The sequence below is a fragment of the Streptomyces sp. RLB3-17 genome, from assembly GCF_007113425.2.
GTDB classification, from domain to species: Bacteria; Actinomycetota; Actinomycetes; order Streptomycetales; family Streptomycetaceae; genus Streptomyces; species Streptomyces mirabilis_D.
Map to the genome: position 1 here is coordinate 8,465,988 of NZ_CP041610.2, position 20,432 is coordinate 8,486,419.

Genomic DNA, 20,432 nt, shown 5'->3' on the forward strand with positions numbered 1-20,432 from the left:
ATCTGGGCCGTCGCTGAGCCCGCGCTGAGGGAAGGATGAGAATCAGGGAACTCACAGCTTGCGCACAGCCGGGACCTGGCGGTTCACAGGAAGACCGGTGAACAGCTCCTCCCCGTACGTCAGTTGTGGCTGGACGAAGCGATCAACTCGTCGATCAGAGTGACCAGTACGTCCCGGCACGACCCCCGCTCACGGGCGTCGCAGAGCAGCACGGGGGTCCGCTTCGGCAGGGCCAGGGCATCGCGGACCTCCTCGGGGGTGTACGGGTGCTGCCCGTGGAAGCCGTTGACGCCGACGACGAAGGGGATGCCGCGCCGCTCGAAGAAGTCGATGGCGGCGAAGCTGGACTCCGGCCTGCGGACGTCGATGAGGACCACGGCGCCCAGGGCGCCGATCGCGAGGTCGTTCCACATGAACCAGAACCGCTGCTGGCCCGGGGTGCCGAAGAGGTACAGGACCAGTTCGGGGCTGAGGGTGATCCGCCCGAAGTCCAGGGCCACGGTGGTGGCCCGTTTCTCCTCGATGCCGTCGAGGTCGTCGACGTTCAGACCGGCGGAGGTGAGGGGTTCCTCGGTGCGCAGCGGGACGATCTCGCTGACCGCGCCGACCATGGTCGTCTTGCCGACGCCGAACCCTCCGGCGATCAGGATCTTGACCGCGTCGGGAGCGGGGGGTGCGTCGGGTGCCGAAGTCCCGCGCGCGGCGGGGTCAGAGCCGGCCAAGGCCGTCCCTCACTTTCTGCAGCAGGTCAAGGTCCGGGGTACGGGAGACGAGACGCGGAGCCCGGACGGTGATCCGGCCCGCCTCCAGCAGATCGCAGAGCAGGATCACGACCACGCTCACCGGCAGGTCGAGTTCGGCGGCGAGTTCCGCCACCACGATCGGCTTCGCGCACAGCCGCAGGATCCGGGCGTGCTCGGGCTGCGGCCGGGTGGCGCCCTCGGGCGGCGGATCCACCGCGGTCACCGACGTGATGAGGGTGAAGTCGGCGCGGCTGGGCCGGGTGCGGCCTCCGGTCAGCGTGAACGGCCGTACCAGCCGGCCGGCCGCGTCGCCTTCGCTCACCTCACTCGCCGTTGTCGGCCGCGGCGGCGACGCCCGCACGAGGTGCTGCCCTGAGGTGCTCGCCGATCTTCTTCACCAGCATGTTCATCTGGTACGCCACCACGCCGACGTCCGCGCCCTTGTTGGTGAGCACGGCGAGATGGGCGCCGGGGCCCGCGGCGGTGAGGATCAGATAGCTGTCGCGCATCTCGATCAGCGCCTGGCGCACCGGACCGCCGCGGAAGTCCATGCTGACGCCCTTGCTGAGGCTCATCAGGCCGGACGCGGTCGCCGCCAGCCGTTCGGCGTCGTCGCGGACGAACGCCGTGGACTTGCTGACGACCAGTCCGTCCTCGGAGAGCACGACGGCGTGGTTCACATCGGCGACCCGTTCCACCAGTCCGGTGAGCAGCTGGTCGAGCTGGCTGTGTGTGGCGGTGCTGGGGCGTGTCATTTCTCTGTCCTTCACGAGCGGTCGGCGGGCGGAGTCCACGAGCGGTCTGCGGGCTGGGTCGGGGCCTGGTCCTCCCCGTGGTCGTACGACGGTTCCTCGCCCCCGTGGTCGTACGACATCTCCTCGTCGTCGCGGGCCCGGAGCGTCCCGCGCTGGAAGCCCGCGAGTGAGGAGGCGGCACGTTCCGCGGTGAAGTCGGCGAGGTCGGTGGCGTCCTTGTCGTCGGCCTCGGAGGGCGCCGTCTCCTCCCGCAGCTCCGTGGCCAGGCTGGTCTGCGGCACCCGGCGCGGCAGCGGAGCGAGTCCGCCGCGGCGGTCGGCGTCCTGAGCGGGTCCGGAGCGCGGCGCGGCGGAGCCGGTCGTGCGGGCCCGGGCGGAGGGGGGTGCCTCCTCCGCGCGTTCATGGGGCCGACGCTCCGGGACCGCGTCGTCGGCGGAGCCCTTCGCCGCCACGACCCCCGCCGGTACCGCGACCTCCCCGTCCGTGGCGGGGGAGTCGGGGATGTCGCGGACCACGACGTCGTGCGGGATCAGCACGATCGCGGTGGTCCCGCCGTACGGCGAGGAGCGCAGGGTGACGGCGATGCCGTGCCGGGTGGCGAGCCGCGCGATCACGAACATGCCGAGCCGCAGGTCGTCGGCGAGTGCCACCACGTCGAACTGCGGGGCCACCGCCAACTGGGCGTTGAACGCGGCGTAGTCCTCCTCGGCGAGGCCCAGGCCCCGGTCCTCGATCTCGACGGCCAGTCCCTTGGCCACCATCGCGGCCCGCACCCCCACCGGGCTGGGCGCGGGGGAGTAGGTGGTCGCGTTGTCGATGAGCTCGGCCAGCAGATGGATGACGTCGGCCACCGCGGGCGGGCTCAGGTACACCTCGTCGTCGGTGTGCACGTCCACCCGCTGGTACTGGGCGACCTCGCCGACGGCGCTGCGCAGGATGTCGATCAGCGCGACCGGTTCGGTCCAGCTGCGCCGCGGCTGCTCGCCGCTGATGATGACGAGGTTCTCCTCGTAGCGGCGGAGCTGGCTGGCGGTGGAGTCGAGTTCGTACAGGCCCTTGAGGATCCCCGGGTCCTGGTGCTCGCGTTCCAGCGCGTCGAGCTTGCTGAGCTGAAGGTTGACCAGGTTCTGGCTCTGCCGGGCGATGCCGAGGATCACCTTCTGGAAGCCGCGTCGGGTGTCGGCGAGTTCCACCGCGGTGTACACCGCCGTGCGCTGGGCGGTGTTGAACGCCTTGGCCACCTGACCGAGTTCGTCCTCGCCGTAGTCCAGGGGCGGGGTGGCGGACTCCACGTCGACCTTCTCGCCCCGGTTCAGCCGGGCGACCACGTCGGGCAGCCGTTCCTCGGCGAGGCTGAGCGTGGCCATCCGGAGACCGCGCAGCCGTCGGGAGAGGGAGCGGGTGATGCGCCAGGACATCACGACGCACACCAGCAGGGCGACGAGTCCGCCGGCGCTCAGCGCCGCCGCCTTGATCAGCAGGCTGTGCGCCTTGTCGGCGCTGCGGTCGAGCAGTTGCGTGGTCTGCTGCTGGATCAGGTTCGTGTACTGGTCGGAGATCCTGCCGAGCGCGGTGTTCCAGCGGGCGTGGGCGTCGGGCAGGTCGACCGTCCTGGCCACCCGGCCGTGCGCCGTCCGGGCCGCGACGATCTGGTCCTCGACGGTCTCCAGGGTCTTCCAGTCCTGGCTCTGGAGGACCCGTTCGACCTGGTCCTTCACGGTGCCGTGCAGCGAGTTGAGGACCTGGCTCTGGAAGACCCAGCGGCGCACGTCGACCCGCTGGGCGAACTGCCGCCACGACTGCTCGTCGAGCTTTCCCGAGGGCCAGGCCAGCGCGAGCTGGGCGTCCTCCTGGGCGACCAGCTCCGCCGCGTTCCCCACCGTGATCAGCGGCCCCGCCTGCGAGGTGAGGTCGCCGTCGTCGACCTGGGAGAGTTCCTGGAAGGCGTGGATCTGGTCGCCGATGATCGAGGTGTACTGGTCCAGGGCCTGCTGGGCGGTGATGTCGGTGGGGTGGTCCACCTGTCCCCGGTAGTACTCCAGGCTTCCCACCGAGGCGATGACCGAGTACATCCGGTCGCCGATCCGGGCGGGCGCGTTCTTGAAGTCCTGGGACCGGCGGACCAGTTTCGCGACCGCGACGTCCGTGCGCCCGCGCTGCCGGTCCAGGGCGGCCCGGGAACCGTGCGGCGAGGCCATCCAGGCGGCCGACAGGCTGCGCTCCTGTTGGAGCGCGAGCGTCGCCTCGGTGCCCATGGCACCCGTCGACCGGCTCAGCCCCGTCTGTTCGCGCAGTCGCAGCCCCTCCGAGAAGATCTGCGTCGTCGTCACACCCCACATGGCGGCGAGGGTGACGCTGGGGACCAGCGCCAGCAGGATCAGGGAGAGACGTATGGAGCCGAGACGGCGCCGGGCACCGGTCCGTGGAGACATCGTCGTCCTAGAGCGATCAGCGATGAGAGGGTGCGCAGGATGCTATCCGTACAAGTGACCGTACGCACCGTGAGGGACGGAAAACCTTGGTGCCGCCTGTGCGGGCAGCGGCCGGTCAGCGGGTTCCGTTCGCCGCGAACTTCGCGACCGAGGAGACGTTCTCCTTGGTGACGAACGCGGGACCGGTGAGCACGGGAGCGGTTCCGCCGCCGCTGAAGTTGCCGTTGGAGTGGTAGAGCCAGAGCGAGTCCACGGCCAGATAGCCCTGGAGATAGGGCTGTTGATCCACCGCGAACTGCACGTCCCCGCTCTGCACGGACTTCACCAGAGAACTGTTGAGGTCGAAGGTGGCGACCTGGGCCTTGCTGCCGGCCGTCTTCACCGACTTCACCGCGGCGAGCGCGAACTGCGCTCCCAGCATGACGACTTCGTCGACGCTCGGATCCTGGCGCAGTCTGGCCGTGACGGCGGCGCCCACCGCGTCCATGTCGGTGCCGTTCACATAGAGCATGTCGGTCTCGCCGCCGAACGTCTTCTTCACCCCGGCGCAGCGGGCCTCGAGGGCGATGTTGCCCTGTTCGTGGATGACACACAGGGCGTGCTTGGCCTTCAGCTCGTCCAGTTTGTCGCCGGTGGCCCGGCCCGCGACGCTCTCGTCCTGGCCGAAGTACTCCAGCAGGCCCTCGGACTTCCAGGCGTCGATCCCGGAGTTGAGACCGACCACGGGTATCCCCGCCGCCTTGGCCGCGCTGACCGCGCCCTGCATCGCCTCCGGCTTGGCCAGTGTCAGCGCGATGCCGTCCACCCGGTCGCGGATCGCGTCCCGCACCAGGCTGGCCTGGGCGGCGGCCTCGGAGTCGCTCGCGTACGTCAGGTCGATGCCGTCCCTGGTGGCCGCCGCCTGTGCGCCCTTGCGCACCAGCTCCCAGAACGCGTCTCCGCGGGCGCCGTGGGTGATCAGGGCGATCTTGATCCGGCCGGTGCCCGCCTTGCCCGCAGAGGCGTCGCTCGTGTCGTTCGAGCCGCCGGAGCAGCCGGCGGCGAGCAGACAGGCCGCGGCGACGGCGGCGACGAGGGCGGCGCGGTGCGGGGATCTGGTGAAGTGGTGAGGTGTGGGGGACATGTTCATGGGTGCGGCACCTCGCTGTGCGGCCCAGCGGTGGGTCGGGGAGAGTGAGATCGGTGCGATGTCGGGATGTTGTGTACCGACTGTCGTACTTTCGTTGGGCCGGAGCCAATCGTGTGTCACACTCGGCCGTCAAGTGAGCGGGCATATGCCGGAGATGGTCGGCGCGAGGGTGTCGTCGCCGCATCGTCACTAGTTGGACGCGGGATATGCGAGTTGGGTGGTATCGCACCTTCCGCACGGGGCGCGGATGTTCAATGATGGTGCGCGGGCCTGCCGTTGATGGGCTGTTGCGTTCATACGGGGGAGGACGAGATGACGCGTGAGGTTTCCGCTGTCCGTGCCGTGCTGCGTACGGGAGTGACGGGTGCCGCGGTCGTCGGCCTGTCGGCCATGTCGTTGGTCGCCGGGACCGCGTACGCGACTCCCGCCGGCCCCGGTGTCACCGCGACGGTGCTCTATCGGACCACCGTGGGGAACACGGACTACACGCTCCGGGAGATCACCATCCCGCCCGGCCAGAGCACCGGCTGGCACTACCACGACGGTCCCCTGTACGGCCTCGTGAAGAAGGGCACCCTCAGCCACTTCGACGCCACCTGCGCGCAGGACGGCACCTACCCGGCCGGCCGTACGATCACCGAGCCCCCGGGTCCCGCCCATGTGCACATCGGCCGCAACGAGGGCTCGGTCCCCGTCGTCCTGGACGTGCTGTACGTCCTGCCCCACGGCTCACCGTTCTCGGAGGACGCGCCCAACCCCGGCTGCGACTTCCAGTAGCCCCGCGAGGCCGCGGTCACTCGAACGGCAGCGCCTGTTCGGCCCAGATCGTCTTTCCGGTGCCGGTGGTGCGGGTGCCCCAGCGCTCGGTGAGCTGGGCGACCAGGAGCAGTCCGCGGCCGCCCTCGTCGAAGGTGCGGGCCCGGCGCAGATGGGGCGAGGTGCTGCTGGCGTCGGAGACCTCGCAGATGAGGGTGCGGTCGCGGATGAGCCGGAGCTGGATCGGCGCGCCGCCGTAGCGGATGGCGTTGGTGACCAGTTCGCTGACGACGAGTTCGGTGACGAACGCGACCTCGTCGAGCCCCCAGCGGGTCAGCTGCTCGGTCGCGTACTGCCGGGCGGTGGCGACCTCCGCCGGATCCGCGGGCAGGTCCCACACCGCCACCTCGTCGCTGTCCAGGGTGCGGGTGCGGGCCAGCAGCAGGGCCACGTCGTCCTTGGGGTGCTTGGGCAGCAGCACCTGGAGCACGTTGTCGCAGGCCTCGTCCAGATTTCCGGCGGGGACCGTCAGCGCGCTGCACAGCACAGCCGTGCCCGCGTCCGCGTCGAGGTGGCGGGCCTCGAAGAGACCGTCGGTGTAGAGGGCGAGCACGGTGCCTTCCGGCAGGTGCAGCTCGGTGGCCTCGAAGGGGAGCCCGCCCACGCCGAGCATCGGTCCCGCGCTCACCTCGACGACCTTCACGGTGCCGTCCGGGAACAGCACGGCGGGCGGCGGGTGCCCGGCCGTGGCGACGGCGCAGTGCCCGGAGACCGGGTCGTACACCGCGTACAGACAGGTGGCGCCGATCTCCGCGCCCGTCGGGCTCTCGTCGGCCGCCAGATGTCCGACCAGGTCGTCGAGGTGGGTGAGCAGCTCGTCCGGCGGCAGGTCGACGTCGGCCAGCGTCCATACCGCCGTGCGGAGCCGGCCCATCGTGACGGAGGCGTGGATGCCGTGCCCGACGACATCGCCGACGACGAGCGCCACCCGGGTCCCGGACAGCGGGATCACATCGAACCAGTCACCGCCGACGCCCGCCCGCGACAGCGCCGGAAGGTAGCGGGAGGCGAACTCCACCGCCGCCTGTCCCGCCATCGCCTGGGGCAGCAGACTGCGCTGGAGGGCCACGGCGGTCGTGCGCTCCTTGGCGTACCGGCGGGCGTTGTCCACGCAGACGGCCGTGCGGCTGGCCAGCTCCTGGGCCAGCGACACGTCGTCCTGGTCGAAGGGGTCCGGACTCTCGGCGGTGAGCAGCCTCACGAAGACCGCCACCCCCAGCGTCGTACCGCGTGCCACCAGCGGTACCGCCATCAGTGAGAAGTCCCGGCGGTCCGCCTGGTGCGGCCTGGCGGCCTGGGCGCCGTGCCGGCTGAGCCAGCCGTCGACGTCCGGGTCGCCGGTCCTGGTGAGCACCGCGTGCCCGGTGACCAGGGCGCGGACCGGTGGGGAGGAGGACGGGTAGACGTCCGCCGCGCCCAGGTCGATCGCCGCTTCCTGCACCCCGGCGGTACGGGAGTGGTGCGCGACCCGGCGCAGCTCCACATCGGCTTCCACCGGGCCGCCGGTGGGCTCCTCGCCCTCGACCACCGAGTCCAGCAGGTCCACGCTCACGAAGTCGGCCAGCTGGGGCACCGCCAGCTGGGCCAGCTCACGGGCGGTGTGGATCACGTCCAGCGTCGTACCGATGGCGGCGGCGGACTTGCTCAGCAGGGCGAGCCGCTGTCGGGCCCGGTACTGCTCGGTGCTGTCGTAACCGGCCAGCGAGACGCCGAGCAACTGTCCGGAGGGGGCCCGCAGCGGCCACATCTCGATGTTCCAGGCGTGCATACGCAGTCCGGAGGGGGCCCGGGTCCAGCTCTCGTAGTGGACGGGGCGGCCGGTCTCGACCACCTGGCGCAGATGGTTGAAGAAGCCGCGGCTGTGCTCCGCGTTCTCGACGGTGTCCGGAAAGTAGCGGTACAGGACCTCGGCCTCCTGGACGCCCATGATCCGGCAGGCGGTGTCGTTCATCCGCAGATAGCGCTGTTCGGTGTCGAAGACCGACATGGACACCGACGCCTGCTTGAACGCCAGCTCTCCCAGGTCGCGGCCCCGCCCGTCCGGCGCCGCGGTGATCACGTATCCGGCCGGGGCCCCTTCCAGGCCCTGGAGCGGGTACGCCCGCAGGGCCAGCTCCGTGCGGCGCCCGTCCTCACGCCGTACGGGCACCACACCATGGCCGCCGTTCGCCCGCAGCGCCCGCCAGGCCTCGCCCGGGTCCCCTTCCAGCAGGTCCGACACCGGTCGGCCGGTGACGTCCGCCGCGGCGTACCCGGTCAGCAGCTGCGCGCCCTCGCTCCAGCCGGTCACGACTCCGTGCGCGTCAACCACCACCATGGCGTCACCGGCCGTGGTTGCCCGCCCAGCATCGCCCGGGATTTTCACCATATGTACAAGGATGATGTGATCCGGCAGTCACATCAACCCGGGAGTGGGCCGGAATCCGGTCCGGGAAGGGTCGCTCAGCAGTCGCAGGGGGTCCTCCGGTGCCACGGCCTCCTGCCCGGCGGCTGCCCGTCGGCGAGCTCGGCGACCACGGTGACGTCCGACGGGGGGGCGGTGCTGGGCCCCCGGTGAGGAGGGCCTCCTGCTTTCAGGAGCGCGGGCCTCGGGTGCCGACCGAACCACGGCGTCACGGCCGCCGCCCCCCGGACCGCATCTCCCGAGGACTCACCCCGTACCGCTGCCGAAACGCCGTACTCAGCGCGCTCGCCGAGGAGAACCCCGAGGCGAAGGCCAGATCGGTGATGGTCAGGTGCTCGCAGTCGCCGCACTGGAGACGCTCACGAACCAGCCGCAGCCGCTCCTCGCGGATGAGGTCGCGCGGGGTGGTGCCGGCGCGCTGCAGGGCCAGCTGGATCTGGCGCAGCGACCAGCCGAGCGCGTGCGCCATGGACGTACCGGTGAGACCCGGGTCGGCGGCGTGTTCACGGACGTAGCGGCGGACCATCGTCTCCACGTCGGTGAGTTGGCCCGCCCCGTCGGGGCGGTCGTCGCCGAGGGTGAGCATGCACAGCAGCTCGACGACGCGGTCGGAGACGGCGTTGAAGTGCGCGTCGGTGAGGTGGTCCCGCTCCGCGTGCAGGTCGCCGATCATGGAGCTCACCACCCGGCCGAGCCCCCTGCTCAGATCGAGCCCGGTGGCCAGCGGCGACTTGCGGTTCAGCGGGCCGTCCATCTCACGCGCGGGGATGGTGAGGACGAACGCGTGCGTCGAGGCGTCCTGGAGGCACTCGAAGGGCGCCGCGAAGCTGACGAGGGTGCCGGTGCCCGGTGTCAGCCGGGCCTCCTGGCCGTCCTGCCGCAGCACGATCTCCCCGCTGAGCGGCAGCAGTAATCGGTAGTCCTCGTCGGGGTCCTGGCGGACCTGGCGCGCGGTCCTGCTGTACGCGACCTCGTCCGACCAGAACTTGACGAGCTGATAGCGCTCGGTGCGCTGGCGGACCGTCGCGCCGCGGAAGTCGTCGGTGCGCGCGTACCGGTAGCCCATTCTGGACTGGTGGGACCCGACGTGCTCGCTCCAGAAGTCGGCCCGCTCGTGCGGATCCACCTCCGCGGTCGTCCGTGTTTCCACGATGTAGCTTTCCGCGGGCAATGACACCCTCAACTCCCGTGCAGCGAGCGGTAGTTACTCCACGTCAGCCTAGTGCATACAGTCCGTGCGCCCCACGGCAACTTCCTTGCGCGCGACGGCAAGCGCTTGTGCCGACGGGCGGCTAGGGTCGTGCGACCCGTCAACTTGCATATGCCATTGAGGACTTCATGACCGAACGGATACCGGAGGCGGCGTTCTGGTGCCTGGCCGTCGGGCTGCTCGCCGTCATCGTGCTGCTGGTGCGCCAGCGCGGGATCACGAGACGGCAGCGCGGCCGGAGCGCCGAGCTCGCGGACGCGCTGCGGGCCCGGGACGAGGAGCTGCGCCATCTGGTCGCGGTCCGCCTGCCCGCGCTCGAAAGCGCCCCGCACCAGCCCGCCTCCGCGACGGGGCACCACCACTCCGTGACGGGTCACCCTCTCTCCGCGCCAGGCCGGCCCCTGCCCGCGGCCGGCGCGTCCCTCCCCGCACCGGCCCTCCCCGTCGCGGGCCTGCTCGACGCGCGGCTGGCCGACACCGACTTCGCGAAGTGCCTCGACGCTCTCCTGGAGCGCTTCTCCGACGCCGTGCGGCACGCACAGGCCCGCGCCGACCAGTCCGCGAAGGCCGCCCTCAAGGCGTCGATGCGCTCGATCCAGGCCCTCGCCAACGAGCAGCAGGTGTCCATCTCGGAGATGCAGGACCGCCACGACCACCCCGACGTGCTGCGCGACCTGCTCGAGATCGACCACACCAACGCCCAGTTCGGCCGTCGCGCGCAGGCCATCGCCGTACTGTGCGGCTCCTGGCCCGGACGCCAACGGGCCACCTCACCGCTCATCGAGGTGGTCCGCGGCGCGACCTCCCGCATCCGCGACTACCGGCGCATCCGCATCAACGGACAGGCCGACGTCGCCGTCGAGAGCCGGGCCGTCGAACCGGTCGTCCTCGCCGTCGCCGAACTCCTGGACAACGCCGCGCGCCACTCACAGCCCAACACCACGGTCGAGGTCATCGTCCAGGCGGTGCACAACGGCGCCGTCGTGGTCATCGACGACGCGGGCGTCGGCATGGACAGCCGCGGGTCCGAGCACGCCGCCGCGTTGCTGACCGGCCGCCGCGCGGTGGACGTCACGCGCCTCGACGACCCGCCCCAGTTCGGCTTCGCCGTCATCGGCGTCCTCGCCACCCGCTACGGGTTCAGCGTCTCCGTGGACACCCGCTCCCCGTACGGCGGCGTGCGCGCCGTGGTCTTCGTACCGGCCGCGCTGCTCACCCACGCCGACCCGGTCCAGGAACCCCCGCCGCCGAGGGAACCGGCGCGCACGCCCCGGCGTACGGCCCGGACGAGCGGGCCCGCGGAGGCGACGACCCCCGGCGGACTGCCCAAGCGGCGCCGCCGCGCACCCGTGTCCCCGCCCGCCGCCGAACAGCCCGCGGCGGCCCCGGGCGCACCGGCCGCACCAGCCGAGGAGAGCGGGGGCCGCTCCGCGGAGGAGAACGCCCGGCGCATGGGCGCGTTCGCGCGCGGCACCCGCTCCGCGCGGGCCGAGCAGGACACCGCGCCCTCCTCACGTACCGCGGCCGGGACCCCTCACGACATCGAAGCCCCCCACGAATCCGAAGGGAACACACAGGGATGATCGCGCCCATGACCAACGAGCTGGGGTGGATGCTCGACGAGGTCCTGAAGGTGCCGGAGGCGCGGCACGCCATCCTGCTGTCCGCCGACGGCATGCTCCGGGCCCACTCCGCCGACATCGGCCGCGACGACGCCGAACGGCTGGCCGCGGGCCTGTCCGGGGTGCAGTCGATCAGCCGCAGCACCGCCGAGTTCTGCGGCAGCGCGACCGCGCCGTGGCGGCAGACCCTGATCGAGTTCGCGCACGGGTACGTCTTCCTCGTCGCCGCCGGGCAGGGCGCCCACCTCGCGGTGTCCACCGGTGAGGACGTGGACATGGAGGCGGTCACCTACCGCATGCACAAGTTGGTCGACCGACTCGGCAAGGAGCTGACCAGCCCGGCCCGGCAGGACACCGGCAGCCCGGCATGACGCCCGGGCGCCGGCCGGGCGGGAGGCTGGTGCGGTCGTACGTCGTCACGGACGGCCGCGCCCACCCCTCCCGCAACACCCTCGACCTCGTCACCCTGCTGATCGCCGCCGACGACCTGCCGCTGACGGGGCTGAACCCGGAGAAGCGCCGGCTGATGGAGCTGTGCCGGCCGGGAGCGCTGTCGGTCGCCGAGGTGGCCGGTCATCTGGAACTCCCGGTCAGCGTCACCAAAGTACTGATCGCCGACCTCATGGACAGCGGTCACCTCGTCACCCGGGCGCCGGTACCGGCCGCCCGTCTCTCCGACGCCCGCATCCTCCAGGAGGTACTGGATGGGCTCCGCGCCCGCCTCTGACGACGTCCACCTCGGCCCGGATGTGCGCACCGCGGTCAAACTCCTGATCGTGGGCCACTTCGCGGTCGGCAAGACCACGTTCGTCGGCGCGCTCTCCGAGATCCGGCCGCTGCGCACCGAGGAGGTGATGACCGAGGCGGGCGCACGCGTCGACGACCTCGCCGGTTCGAGGGAGAAGACGACCACCACCGTCGCCCTCGACTTCGGCCGCCTCACCCTCAGCGACGCCCTGGTGCTCTACCTCTTCGGCACTCCCGGACAGCACCGTTTCACCGAACTCTGGAAGGACATGACCAGCGGAGCGCTGGGCGCGCTGGTGCTGGCCGACACCCGGCGGCTGTCCGAGTCCTTCGACGTCATGGGCGTACTGGAGGAGCTGGGCCTGCCGTACGCCGTCGCCCTGAACGACTTCGACGACGCCTCCGCGGCGCACGACCTGGACGAGGTGCGCGAGGCCCTCGACCTGCTGCCCTCGACCCCGCTCGTGCGTTGCGACGCCCGCGACCGGGTCTCGTCCACCGAGGCGCTGATCGCCCTCGTCGAGTACCTGATGACCCGCAGCGGCGAACTGGAGCCCGTGTGACCTCCGAACCACCACCGCCGGTACCGCCACCGTCCGTGTCACCACCCTCCCTGTCTCCACCGTCCGGGCCACCGCCCGGCTGCCCGGCGCACGAGCCCCTGTACGGGCCCGACTTCGCGGCCGACCCCGCCGCCGTCTACCGGCGGCTGCGTACGGCGGGACCGACCGCACCCGTCGAGCTCGCACCCGGCGTCAGAGCCACCCTCGTCACCTCCTACGACGCCGCCCTGCACGTCCTGCGCAGTCCGGAGACCTTCTCCAAGGACCCCCGCCGCTGGCGCGACCTCGCCGACGGGACCGTCCCGCCGGACAGCCCCGTCGTGCCGATGATGATGTACCGGCCCAACGCGCTGTTCACCGACGGCGAGCAGCACGAGAGGCTGCGCGGCGCGATCACCGACAGCCTCGCGCTCGTCGATCCGAACACCCTGCGCGGCTATGTGGAGCGCAGCGCCGACACCCTCATCGACCGCTTCGCGCCGCTCGGCACCGCGGATCTGCTCGGCGAGTACGCGCAGGTCCTGCCGCTGCTGGTCTTCAACCACCTCTTCGGCTGCCCGGCCGAGTACGGGGTCAGGCTGGTCGAGGGCATGTCCGGGATCTTCGACGGGGTGGACGCGGAGAAGGCCGACGAACTGCTGACCAGCACCCTGCTCGACCTGGTCGCGCTGAAGCGGGGCAACCCCGGTCAGGACATGACGTCCTGGCTGATGGCGCACCCCGCGGACCTCACCGACGAGGAGATGATCCACACCCTCGTGGTGCTGATGGGCGCCGGCACCGAGCCCCAGCAGAACCTGATCGCGAACAGCCTGCGGCTGCTGCTGTCCGACGAACGGTTCGCGGGCGATCTGTCCGGCGGCAGCCTCCCCGTGGAGGACGCCCTCGACGAGGTGCTGTGGACCGATCCGCCGATCGCCAACTACGCCGTGCACTATCCGCTGCACGACGTCGTGTACGAGGGAGCGGTGCTGCGCGCGGGCGATCCACTGGTCGTCAGTCTCGCCGCGGCCAACACCGATCCCGCCCTGACCGCCGATCAACGGGCGGGCAACCGGGCCCACTTGGCGTGGAGCGCGGGACCCCACAACTGCCCGGCGCAGAGCCCGGCCCGGCTGATCGCGACGGCCGCGGTGGAGAAGCTCCTCGACCGCCTCCCCGATGTCGAACTCGGTTTACCGGTTGGCGAGTTGTCCTGGCGGCCCGGACCGTTCCACCGCGCGTTGGCGGCGCTGCCCGTCCGTTTCCCGCCCACCGCGACGGTCCAACGGCCCGAAGGCGAGCGCCCGTCGTACGCGAGCCCCCTCCCGGCTCTCGTGACCGAGCCCCCCGCCCCGGAGCCCGACCGCCCGCGAAGCGGCTGGACCCGACTCCTGTCCTGGTGGCGTGGCGAGTGAGCGCCGGCCGCTAGCTGATCCGGGCGGGCAGGGTGCGGTGGCCGTTGGAGATGAAGGAGTCCACCGGCTCCAGATCCGATGCCGGTACGGCGAGTCGGAGGTCGGGGAAGCGGTCGAAGAGGGCGGGGAGGGCGATGCGGGCCTCCAGGCGGCCCAGCGGGGCGCCGAGGCAGCGGTGGACACCGTGTCCGAAGGCGAGGTGCTCCTTGTCCGCCCGGGTGACGTCGAAGAGGTCGGCGTCCTTGCCGTGGCGCTCGGGATCGCGTCCGGCGGCGGCGTACGCGGCGAGGATCGCCTCGCCCCGGCCGATCACCGTGCCGTCCGGACCGCCCAGTTCGGCGAGGTCGAGGTCCTCCACGGCATAGCGCAGCGGCAGGCTCGCGACGGGCGCCTCGACCCGCAGGGTCTCCTCGATCAGGTCGTCCCAGGTGGCGCGTCCGGCGCGAAGGTGTGCGAGCTGCTCGGGGTGGGTGAGCAGGGCGTGCACGGCGTTGTCGATGAGGTTGACCGTGGTCTCGTGACCGGCGCTGACCATCAGGACCAGCGTGTCGAGCAGCTCCTGCTCGCTCAGCCGGCCGTCACCCTCGTCGCGGGACGCGATGAGGCCGGAGGTCAGGTCGTCGCCGGGGGACTCCCGCTTGTCGGCGACCAGTTCACCCAGTACGGCGTACAGCCTGGCGTAGTTGCCCGTCACCTCCTCGGGCTGCGCGGAGGTGTGGAAGATGCTGTCCACCAGGTCCCTGAGGTCCGTCCGCTTGTCCTCGGGCAGTCCGAAGAGCTCGCTGATCACCTGGATGGGGATCGGATAGCAGAACTCCTCGCGCAGATCGACGACTTCGCCGTGCTCGCCGGCCTCGGCGATGCGGTCGAGGAGGCCGGCGGTGATCTCCTCGATCCGGGGTTGCAGCGCGGCCGTGCGGCGGGCCGTGAACGCCGTGGAGACGAGGGTCCGCAGCCGCCGGTGGTCGCCGCCGTACGCGGTGAACATGTTCTGCACCGCGACCCAGGTGAACAGCGGCCACTCGGGGGAGATCTCCCCGTTGATCCAGGCGGGCCAGTGCCGGCGCGGGTCCTTGGACACCCGTGGGTCCAGGAGCAGCCGTTTGAGCAGCTCGGGGCTGCTGACCGCCCAGGCCTCGACGCCACCGGGCAGGGCGACACGGGTCGCCGGTCCGCGCGCGCGGATGCGGGCCGCCTCCGCGTGGATGTCACGGCCCGTCGCGTCCACCACCAAGGGGCTCGGGTTGCCCGTCAAGGGACTCGGGGTTCCCATCGGAAGCCTCCCTGGCACTCGGACGTCAGTACGGCGCGTCACGCTACGCGAGGGTGACGTTCCCCGATGCGGCCGTCCGGCATCCACTGCGTGCGAGGGCAAATTTCCTGCGCGTACAAGCAAGTCGGAGGACGGTCCGCCTCCTGGAGTCGTACCGTCACAGCTCCCGCCCCGGCCGCCCACTGCCCTGAGCTCGGCCGGGGCGGACCCCTTCCGTTTCGCCTTCGCTACGCCTCGGTCGCCATCTGCTGCCGACGGCGCCTGCGCAGCAGACGTCGCTTGCGCGGCTCCTGGTGGGGAAGCCAGCCGAAGGCCAGGCAGCTGCCGGTCGCTCCGAGGAGGAGGCCGATGAAGAAGCCGCCGAGGTTGGAGGTGAGCCAGGTGCCGAGGGAGAGGAGGATGCCGAGCAGGGAGTAGAAGAGGCGCTGCGTCGGGTTGAAGAGGATCAGCAGACCGCAGAGGATCATGACCGTCGGCAGCAGATAGCCCGCCATGCCCTGCATCCCGATGTGCATGACGACCTTCAGGGACGCCTTCTCGGTGAGGAGGATCTCCGCCCCGCCCAGGGTGAGCAGCAGGCCGCCCCAGAAGGGGCGGTCCGCACGCCACCGCCGGAAGCCGGACCGCAGATCCCGGACGGCCGGCATCAGCAGCCCGAGTCGCTGAAGCGGAGCTTGAGACCGGGGAGCTTGAACACCGCTGCCGTGGTCGAGTAGTTGGTCTGCCGCAGGTTCCCGATGTGGACGGTGTCGGCCTGCTGGCTGAAGACGCCCTTGTTGCCCTGCACCCCGGCCTTGTCGAGCGTGCTCGCGTCGTTGCCGATCTCGATGTTGTTGAAGGCCGCGTCGCCCGACAGCTCGGTCGAGTCGGTCGTCAGGTTGGTCGCCTGCACCTTGTCCGTGCCGCCGCCCGCGGTGATGACCAGGTTCGTACCGCCCAGGTCCACGCTCTGGCACAGCTTGGTGAGTGTCGCGTTCTTGATCGCGGAGGTGATGACGAGAACCTGGCCGCCGGTGTCGCCTGCGTTCGGGCTGCCGTCGGCCATGTTGTCGAGGTTGCCGAACTGCTCGAAGCCGGTGCCGTTGAGTTCGGTGGCCGTGACCGTGAACGGCATGCCGGAGATGGCGAACTGCACCCCCAGAGCGCCCTGGGCGGTGAGGATCATCAGTCCCGCGGCGACCGCGGTGGCAGGCACCGCCATCACCGCGGCGCGGCGCAGGCGGACCCGCCCACGTCTGCCGGAACCGCTTTCGTTCTCGGGGGTCGAATCGGTGGACGCCGTGGCGTCCGAGGACGAGGCCATGTTCTGCTCCCTGGACATAGTCATGCAGGTGGGGCTTCAACGGGCACGTTGTCCTGGCGCGGACAGCGGCTGCCGCGCACGCCTCCTCACAACTCCCGGCGGTCGCAAGGGCTTTCTCGTTACGCAGCAGTAGCCGACGTGGAAGTTACCGGGGGTTACATTCGTGGGTCAAGAGACTTGTGGCAAAGGGATGTTGATTGTGTGCCAACTGTGGAGGTCCGGTCGCGCCGACCTCGCACTCGGTCCCGCGACGAGCTCACGGCCGGGCCGGACACCGCCCCGTTCCCTGAGGCCGCTGACCTTCAACTTCCTTACTACGCCTTGACGTTGACCATTCATCAGGTCTAGAACTCTGCATGGTTTCCCTCGGATCCGTGGCGCCGGATCCGATGCGCGGCACGTACGCCACCTCCTGGACCCCCCGCTCCTCGCGGGGTGGCCGTGGCATGTCTGAACGTGCGGTGCGCTCCAACGCCGAAACCACCTCCCCCCGCGGCACCGGCACGGCACTTTCCCCCCTGAGCCGTGTCCGGTCGCCCGGCTTCCGCTGCCGGTCCGTGACGTAAGGAGAAGGCGTCACGGACCGGCAGCGGTCCGCCGTGACGGCATGTCCGCGACGGCCTCGTACCCACCCGCACCCCCGTCTGAGAAAGAGGCACCCCCATGCGCACTCGATCCCTGCTCGCCCTCCTCGGTACCGCCGCCGCGCTCTCGGTCTCCGCGATCGCCCCCGCCTCCGCGGACGACACCCCCGTGCTCACCGCCGGCGGAGCCGCCGTCGCCACCGGCGACGTCCTCACCGCCTCACTGGCGAGCGGCACCGCCGCCACGCTCTACTCCAGCGCGACCGGCACGAGCGGTGTCTCCTGTGCCGCGTCGACCTTCACCGCCTCCGTCACCGACAACCCGACGGCCCCCGGCACCGCCACCGAGTCGCTCAGCGCCCACACCTTCGGCAGTTGCACCAGCAACGTCCTCGGCGTGCTCGGCGTCACCAGCGTCACGGTCAACAACCTCCCGTACACCACCACGGTCGCCTCCGGCGGCACGGTCACCGTGACCCCGGCCGCCGGCTCCACCATCCAGACCACCGTCGTGCTGCGCACCCTGCTCGGCAGCATCAACTGCGTCTACCAGGCGCCCAGCCTGACCGGCACGGCGAGCAACACCGACAACAGCATCACCTTCACCAACCAAGCGTTCGCGAAGTCCTCGGGCTCGTCGCTCTGCTTCAGCAGCGGCTACTTCACCGCGAAGTACGCGCCCGTCTCCGACACCACCCAGTCGGGCAGCCCGGCGGTCACCGTCAACTGACCCGACCCGGACGACCGGTCACCGACGGCGTCGCAGCGTGATGGCGACGCCCGCGGTGAGCAGGAACGCGACCGCTCCCCCCGCCCCGGCGACGAGGGGGAGCGTGTTGCTGCCGCCGGACGAGCTGTCCGCGGCCGGCGCGAGATGGTCGGGCGCGGTCACCTCCGTCGTCGCCGCGGTGGTCTCCGGGGCGGGCGACGGCGACCGGTCGCCGGGGGTGGCCGTGGTCGCGGTCGGTTCCTGGCTCCGCTGAGCCGTCCGGTTCGCCGTGGGTGTCGTACGCGCGGGGGACGAGGTCGTCGGCGCGGCGGCCCCACCGCCGCTCGCGGTCGGGAAGACCACGTCCGAGCATGAGTAGTACGTGTCGCTCGTACTCGTGTTCTGCCAGATCGTGTACAGCATCTGCCGGCCGGTCCGGTCGGAGGGCAGCGTGGCCTTGATCCGGTAGGCGCCGTTCACCAGCGCCGGATCGGTGGCGGTGGCGAACGGTTTCGTCGGCAGATCGGACCACTTGAGAGGCTTGGTCGGGTCGTACCCGGGCTTGGACAGATACAGCTTGAAGGTCCCCGTGTGCGGAATCGTCGAACTGTAGGAGAGCGTGAAGGTCGCGCCCGGCGTCATCCGCGTGGAGGGCCAGTCGGCGCGGGCCAGGTTCAGCCCCTTGTAGGCGGGCAGCCCCCCGCTGCACAGCTGCCCGTCCGGGATCACCTGACGGTCCCTGCCGCCCACACCGGCGACCCGGAGGTTGTCCCAGGCGGTGAAGGGCGCGCCGTTCGCCGCGATCGCCGCCCTGCAGGCCGCCGTACCGGTGTTGCTGCCGCCCTCCGGCGAACAGGCCACCACCCGGCTGACCGGATCCGTCGGCGCGCCGTGCGCCTGGGCCGGACCGGCGGCCCACGTCAGAAGAAGCAGCGGGGCCGCCACGGCGACAGCGGCCGCGGTGGCGGTGCGGTGTGCGGTCATCCGGTGGGTCTCCTCGCGGGGTGGGGTCGGCGGGTGCGGCCGTACGGCATCGCGCGCAGGCGTGGCCGCACCGTGAAGTACGGGGGCACAGGGCCGTGCGTTCAGATGCGCGAGCCAGGTGAAACAGGGCACTCCCGGCCAACGGGGGCCCTTGAGGGGCGGTTACCGGCCAGATCGAGGGTTTCCCCTGTATCCGTGTTACCTGGGCTTTGCCTATCGTTCGGGCACAGCCGACCCGATCGACCTGGTCGCCCCGGACGGCTCGACGTACCGCCTGAAGTCCTCCAGCACCTCGGACTCCGCGGACAACGTCAACACCACCTACACGGTCGACGCGTCCAGTGGGACCGCGAACGGCACATGGAAACTCCGCGTCCAGGACGTGGCCGCGTCGGACACCGGCAAGCTCAACAGCTGGAAACTGACCCTCTGAGCGCGGCCCACGGGGGGAGGGGCGGCCCACGCGCGGCGCGGGCCGCCCCTTTCGGCTCGGCCGGTACCGTGAGCCACATGTCTGAACCCGCCGACGCGCCCGTGATCCTCAGCGACGAGCCGGGCTCGTTCCCCTGGAGCGTGCTGGCCGAGCGGCATCCGGCCCTCGTCCGGAAGGTCCGGGACGCCTTCCCCTACGGCCCCGAGCAGCACCGCGCGCTCGACGCCCTGCTGAAGAACGCCACCGAGGGCGTCATCGAACCGCTCGGCGAGCGGGCGGCGGACCGCGAGCAGTGGGAGCGCTGGGGCGGCGAGGAGTACGCCGGGCGCTCATGGTTCGACGTTCCCTTCCTCTGGTCCGAGAGCTACTTCTACCGTCAACTCCTCGAAGCCGTCGGCTACTTCACCCCCGGACCCTGGAAGGGCATCGACCCCTTCCGCCCCCTCAAGCTCGCGGAGCTCAGCGCCCCGGAGGCGGACGAGGAGCTCGCCGCGCTCGACCCGCTCGCCGAGCGGCCGGTCGAGGAGCGGGAGGAGGCGCTGCTGCACGGCTCGCTGTGGGGCAACCGCGCGGACCTCGGCTTCCGTCTCGCCGCCGCGGACGGGGAATCGGACATCGTCGCCGAACTGGTCGCCAACGAAGGTGAGTCGCTGCGCTCCCTGTTCGCGGGCGGCACCCTCTGCCTGGTCGCGGACAACTCCGGCCGGGAACTCATCCCCGATCTGCTCCTGATCGACCATCTGCTCCACCACCGCCGCGTCGGGCGGGCGCTCCTGCACGTGAAGCCGTACCCGTACTACGTCTCGGACGCCACGACCGCCGACGTGGTCGACGCCCTGCGTCACCTCACCGGCGCGAAGGGGGCGGCGGCCGAGTCCGGCCTCCGGCTTTGGGCGGCCATGACCGACGGTCGCCTCACCGTCCGGGCCCACCCCTTCTCCTGTGCCCCGCTGCCGTACGCCGACATGCCCGACGACCTGCGCCGTGAGTTCGCCGAGGCCGACGTGACCCTCATGAAGGGCGACCTGAACTACCGACGCCTGGTCGGCGACCGGCGCTACCCCGCCACCACCCCCTTCGCGGAGCCCACCGCGTACTTCCCGGGCCCGGTCGCCGCCCTGCGCACCCTCAAGTCGGATGTGATCGTGGGCCTGGACGCCCGTACGGAGGCCGCCCTCGACGCGGCCGAGGGCGGACGCTGGCGCACGAGCGGCACACACGCCCTGATCCAGGTGCGGGCCTGAGGGCCAAGCGGCCACCAGTCGTGCGGCGCGATCACCTTGTGGGCGCCGCCGTGCACGTCACTTGCCTCGAAAAGGGGTAAATTC

General features: G+C 71.2%; 19 protein-coding genes and 1 pseudogene. 9 read left to right on the plus strand and 11 right to left on the minus strand.

All coding sequences use genetic code 11. The features are described from left to right. Positions 1–119: 119 nt before the first annotated feature. From FNV62_RS38005 to FNV62_RS38025, 5 genes are all read right to left on the minus strand, one after another. Positions 120–722, minus strand: coding sequence for a GTP-binding protein (locus tag FNV62_RS38005; RefSeq protein WP_097286623.1), 603 nt, complete (start codon positions 720–722; stop codon positions 120–122). After that, entirely contained in the window at positions 709–1,065 is a 357-nt protein-coding gene (locus FNV62_RS38010; protein WP_097286624.1) for a DUF742 domain-containing protein, read from the minus strand. The genes FNV62_RS38005 and FNV62_RS38010 overlap by 14 nt, the downstream gene beginning before the upstream one ends. A 1-nt stretch (position 1,066) precedes the next feature. Continuing rightward, a complete protein-coding gene (locus tag FNV62_RS38015; RefSeq protein ID WP_097286625.1) occupies positions 1,067–1,498 on the minus strand; it encodes a roadblock/LC7 domain-containing protein in 432 nt (143 codons plus the stop codon). 11 nt (positions 1,499–1,509) lie between these two features. Beyond that, positions 1,510–3,930 (minus strand): nitrate- and nitrite sensing domain-containing protein, encoded by a 2,421-nt coding sequence (locus FNV62_RS38020; protein ID WP_097286626.1) that lies wholly within the window; start codon positions 3,928–3,930, stop codon positions 1,510–1,512. Positions 3,931–4,045: 115 nt separating this feature from the next. Beyond that, positions 4,046–5,059 (minus strand): substrate-binding domain-containing protein, encoded by a 1,014-nt coding sequence (locus tag FNV62_RS38025; protein ID WP_143603208.1) that lies wholly within the window; start codon positions 5,057–5,059, stop codon positions 4,046–4,048. A 312-nt stretch (positions 5,060–5,371) separates the two neighbouring features. Here FNV62_RS38025 and FNV62_RS38030 point away from each other — a divergent pair, with 312 nt between their 5' ends. Next, positions 5,372–5,836 carry a cupin domain-containing protein gene (locus FNV62_RS38030; RefSeq protein WP_097286628.1) on the plus strand — a complete coding sequence of 155 codons (465 nt, stop codon included), beginning with the start codon at positions 5,372–5,374 and terminating at the stop codon, positions 5,834–5,836. 16 nt (positions 5,837–5,852) lie between these two features. On the opposite strand, the gene FNV62_RS38035 is transcribed toward FNV62_RS38030, so the two are convergent. Both FNV62_RS38035 and FNV62_RS38040 read right to left on the minus strand, forming a co-directional pair. Beyond that, the gene (locus FNV62_RS38035; protein WP_143603209.1) at positions 5,853–8,243 is read right to left on the minus strand and encodes a SpoIIE family protein phosphatase; all 2,391 of its coding nucleotides are present in this window, start codon (positions 8,241–8,243) and stop codon (positions 5,853–5,855) included. 244 nt (positions 8,244–8,487) lie between these two features. After that, positions 8,488–9,429, minus strand: a complete 942-nt coding sequence (locus FNV62_RS38040; protein ID WP_169081101.1) for an AraC family transcriptional regulator — start codon at positions 9,427–9,429, stop codon at positions 8,488–8,490. 188 nt (positions 9,430–9,617) lie between these two features. On the opposite strand from FNV62_RS38040, the gene FNV62_RS38045 reads away from it, so the two are divergent. The 5 genes from FNV62_RS38045 to FNV62_RS38065 are packed head-to-tail and all read left to right on the plus strand — an operon-like array spanning position 9,618 to position 13,818. After that, entirely contained in the window at positions 9,618–11,072 is a 1,455-nt protein-coding gene (locus tag FNV62_RS38045) for an ATP-binding protein (protein ID WP_225900503.1), read from the plus strand. After that, positions 11,069–11,482: a roadblock/LC7 domain-containing protein gene (locus FNV62_RS38050; RefSeq protein ID WP_054236779.1), complete on the plus strand. Its 414-nt coding sequence runs from the start codon at positions 11,069–11,071 to the stop codon at positions 11,480–11,482. The genes FNV62_RS38045 and FNV62_RS38050 overlap by 4 nt, the downstream gene beginning before the upstream one ends. Next, positions 11,479–11,838: a DUF742 domain-containing protein gene (locus FNV62_RS38055; RefSeq protein ID WP_054236780.1), complete on the plus strand. Its 360-nt coding sequence runs from the start codon at positions 11,479–11,481 to the stop codon at positions 11,836–11,838. Before FNV62_RS38050 ends, FNV62_RS38055 begins: the two co-directional genes overlap by 4 nt. Continuing rightward, positions 11,816–12,421, plus strand: a complete 606-nt coding sequence (locus FNV62_RS38060) for a GTP-binding protein (RefSeq protein WP_060896899.1) — start codon at positions 11,816–11,818, stop codon at positions 12,419–12,421. The genes FNV62_RS38055 and FNV62_RS38060 overlap by 23 nt, the downstream gene beginning before the upstream one ends. 50 nt (positions 12,422–12,471) lie before the next feature. Further along, a complete protein-coding gene (locus FNV62_RS38065) occupies positions 12,472–13,818 on the plus strand; it encodes a cytochrome P450 (protein ID WP_371651379.1) in 1,347 nt (448 codons plus the stop codon). A gap of 10 nt (positions 13,819–13,828) precedes the next feature. Here the strand turns inward: FNV62_RS38065 and FNV62_RS38070 are convergent, their stop codons facing one another. The 3 genes from FNV62_RS38070 to FNV62_RS38080 form a co-directional block, all read right to left on the minus strand. Beyond that, positions 13,829–15,091, minus strand: coding sequence for a cytochrome P450 family protein (locus tag FNV62_RS38070; protein WP_143656064.1), 1,263 nt, complete (start codon positions 15,089–15,091; stop codon positions 13,829–13,831). Positions 15,092–15,318: 227 nt separating this feature from the next. Continuing rightward, complete coding sequence (locus FNV62_RS38075) at positions 15,319–15,738, minus strand: DUF6114 domain-containing protein (protein WP_060896901.1); 420 nt, start codon at positions 15,736–15,738, stop codon at positions 15,319–15,321. Next, complete coding sequence (locus FNV62_RS38080; protein ID WP_143657170.1) at positions 15,738–16,394, minus strand: DUF6230 family protein; 657 nt, start codon at positions 16,392–16,394, stop codon at positions 15,738–15,740. The genes FNV62_RS38075 and FNV62_RS38080 overlap by 1 nt, the downstream gene beginning before the upstream one ends. Positions 16,395–17,057: 663 nt before the next feature. On the opposite strand from FNV62_RS38080, the gene FNV62_RS38085 reads away from it, so the two are divergent. Further along, positions 17,058–17,708 (plus strand): hypothetical protein, encoded by a 651-nt coding sequence (locus tag FNV62_RS38085; protein ID WP_054236785.1) that lies wholly within the window; start codon positions 17,058–17,060, stop codon positions 17,706–17,708. 18 nt (positions 17,709–17,726) lie between these two features. Here the strand turns inward: FNV62_RS38085 and FNV62_RS38090 are convergent, their stop codons facing one another. After that, positions 17,727–18,671, minus strand: coding sequence for a lytic polysaccharide monooxygenase (locus tag FNV62_RS38090; protein WP_097286633.1), 945 nt, complete (start codon positions 18,669–18,671; stop codon positions 17,727–17,729). Positions 18,672–18,909: 238 nt separating this feature from the next. On the opposite strand from FNV62_RS38090, the pseudogene FNV62_RS38095 reads away from it, so the two are divergent. Together FNV62_RS38095 and FNV62_RS38100 are read left to right on the plus strand one after the other, a co-directional pair. Next, a pseudogene (locus FNV62_RS38095) lies at positions 18,910–19,104 on the plus strand (proprotein convertase P-domain-containing protein); the annotation flags it as partial. Between the two features lie 77 nt (positions 19,105–19,181). Then, positions 19,182–20,348, plus strand: coding sequence for a damage-control phosphatase ARMT1 family protein (locus FNV62_RS38100; protein WP_143656065.1), 1,167 nt, complete (start codon positions 19,182–19,184; stop codon positions 20,346–20,348). Positions 20,349–20,432: the final 84 nt, after the last annotated feature.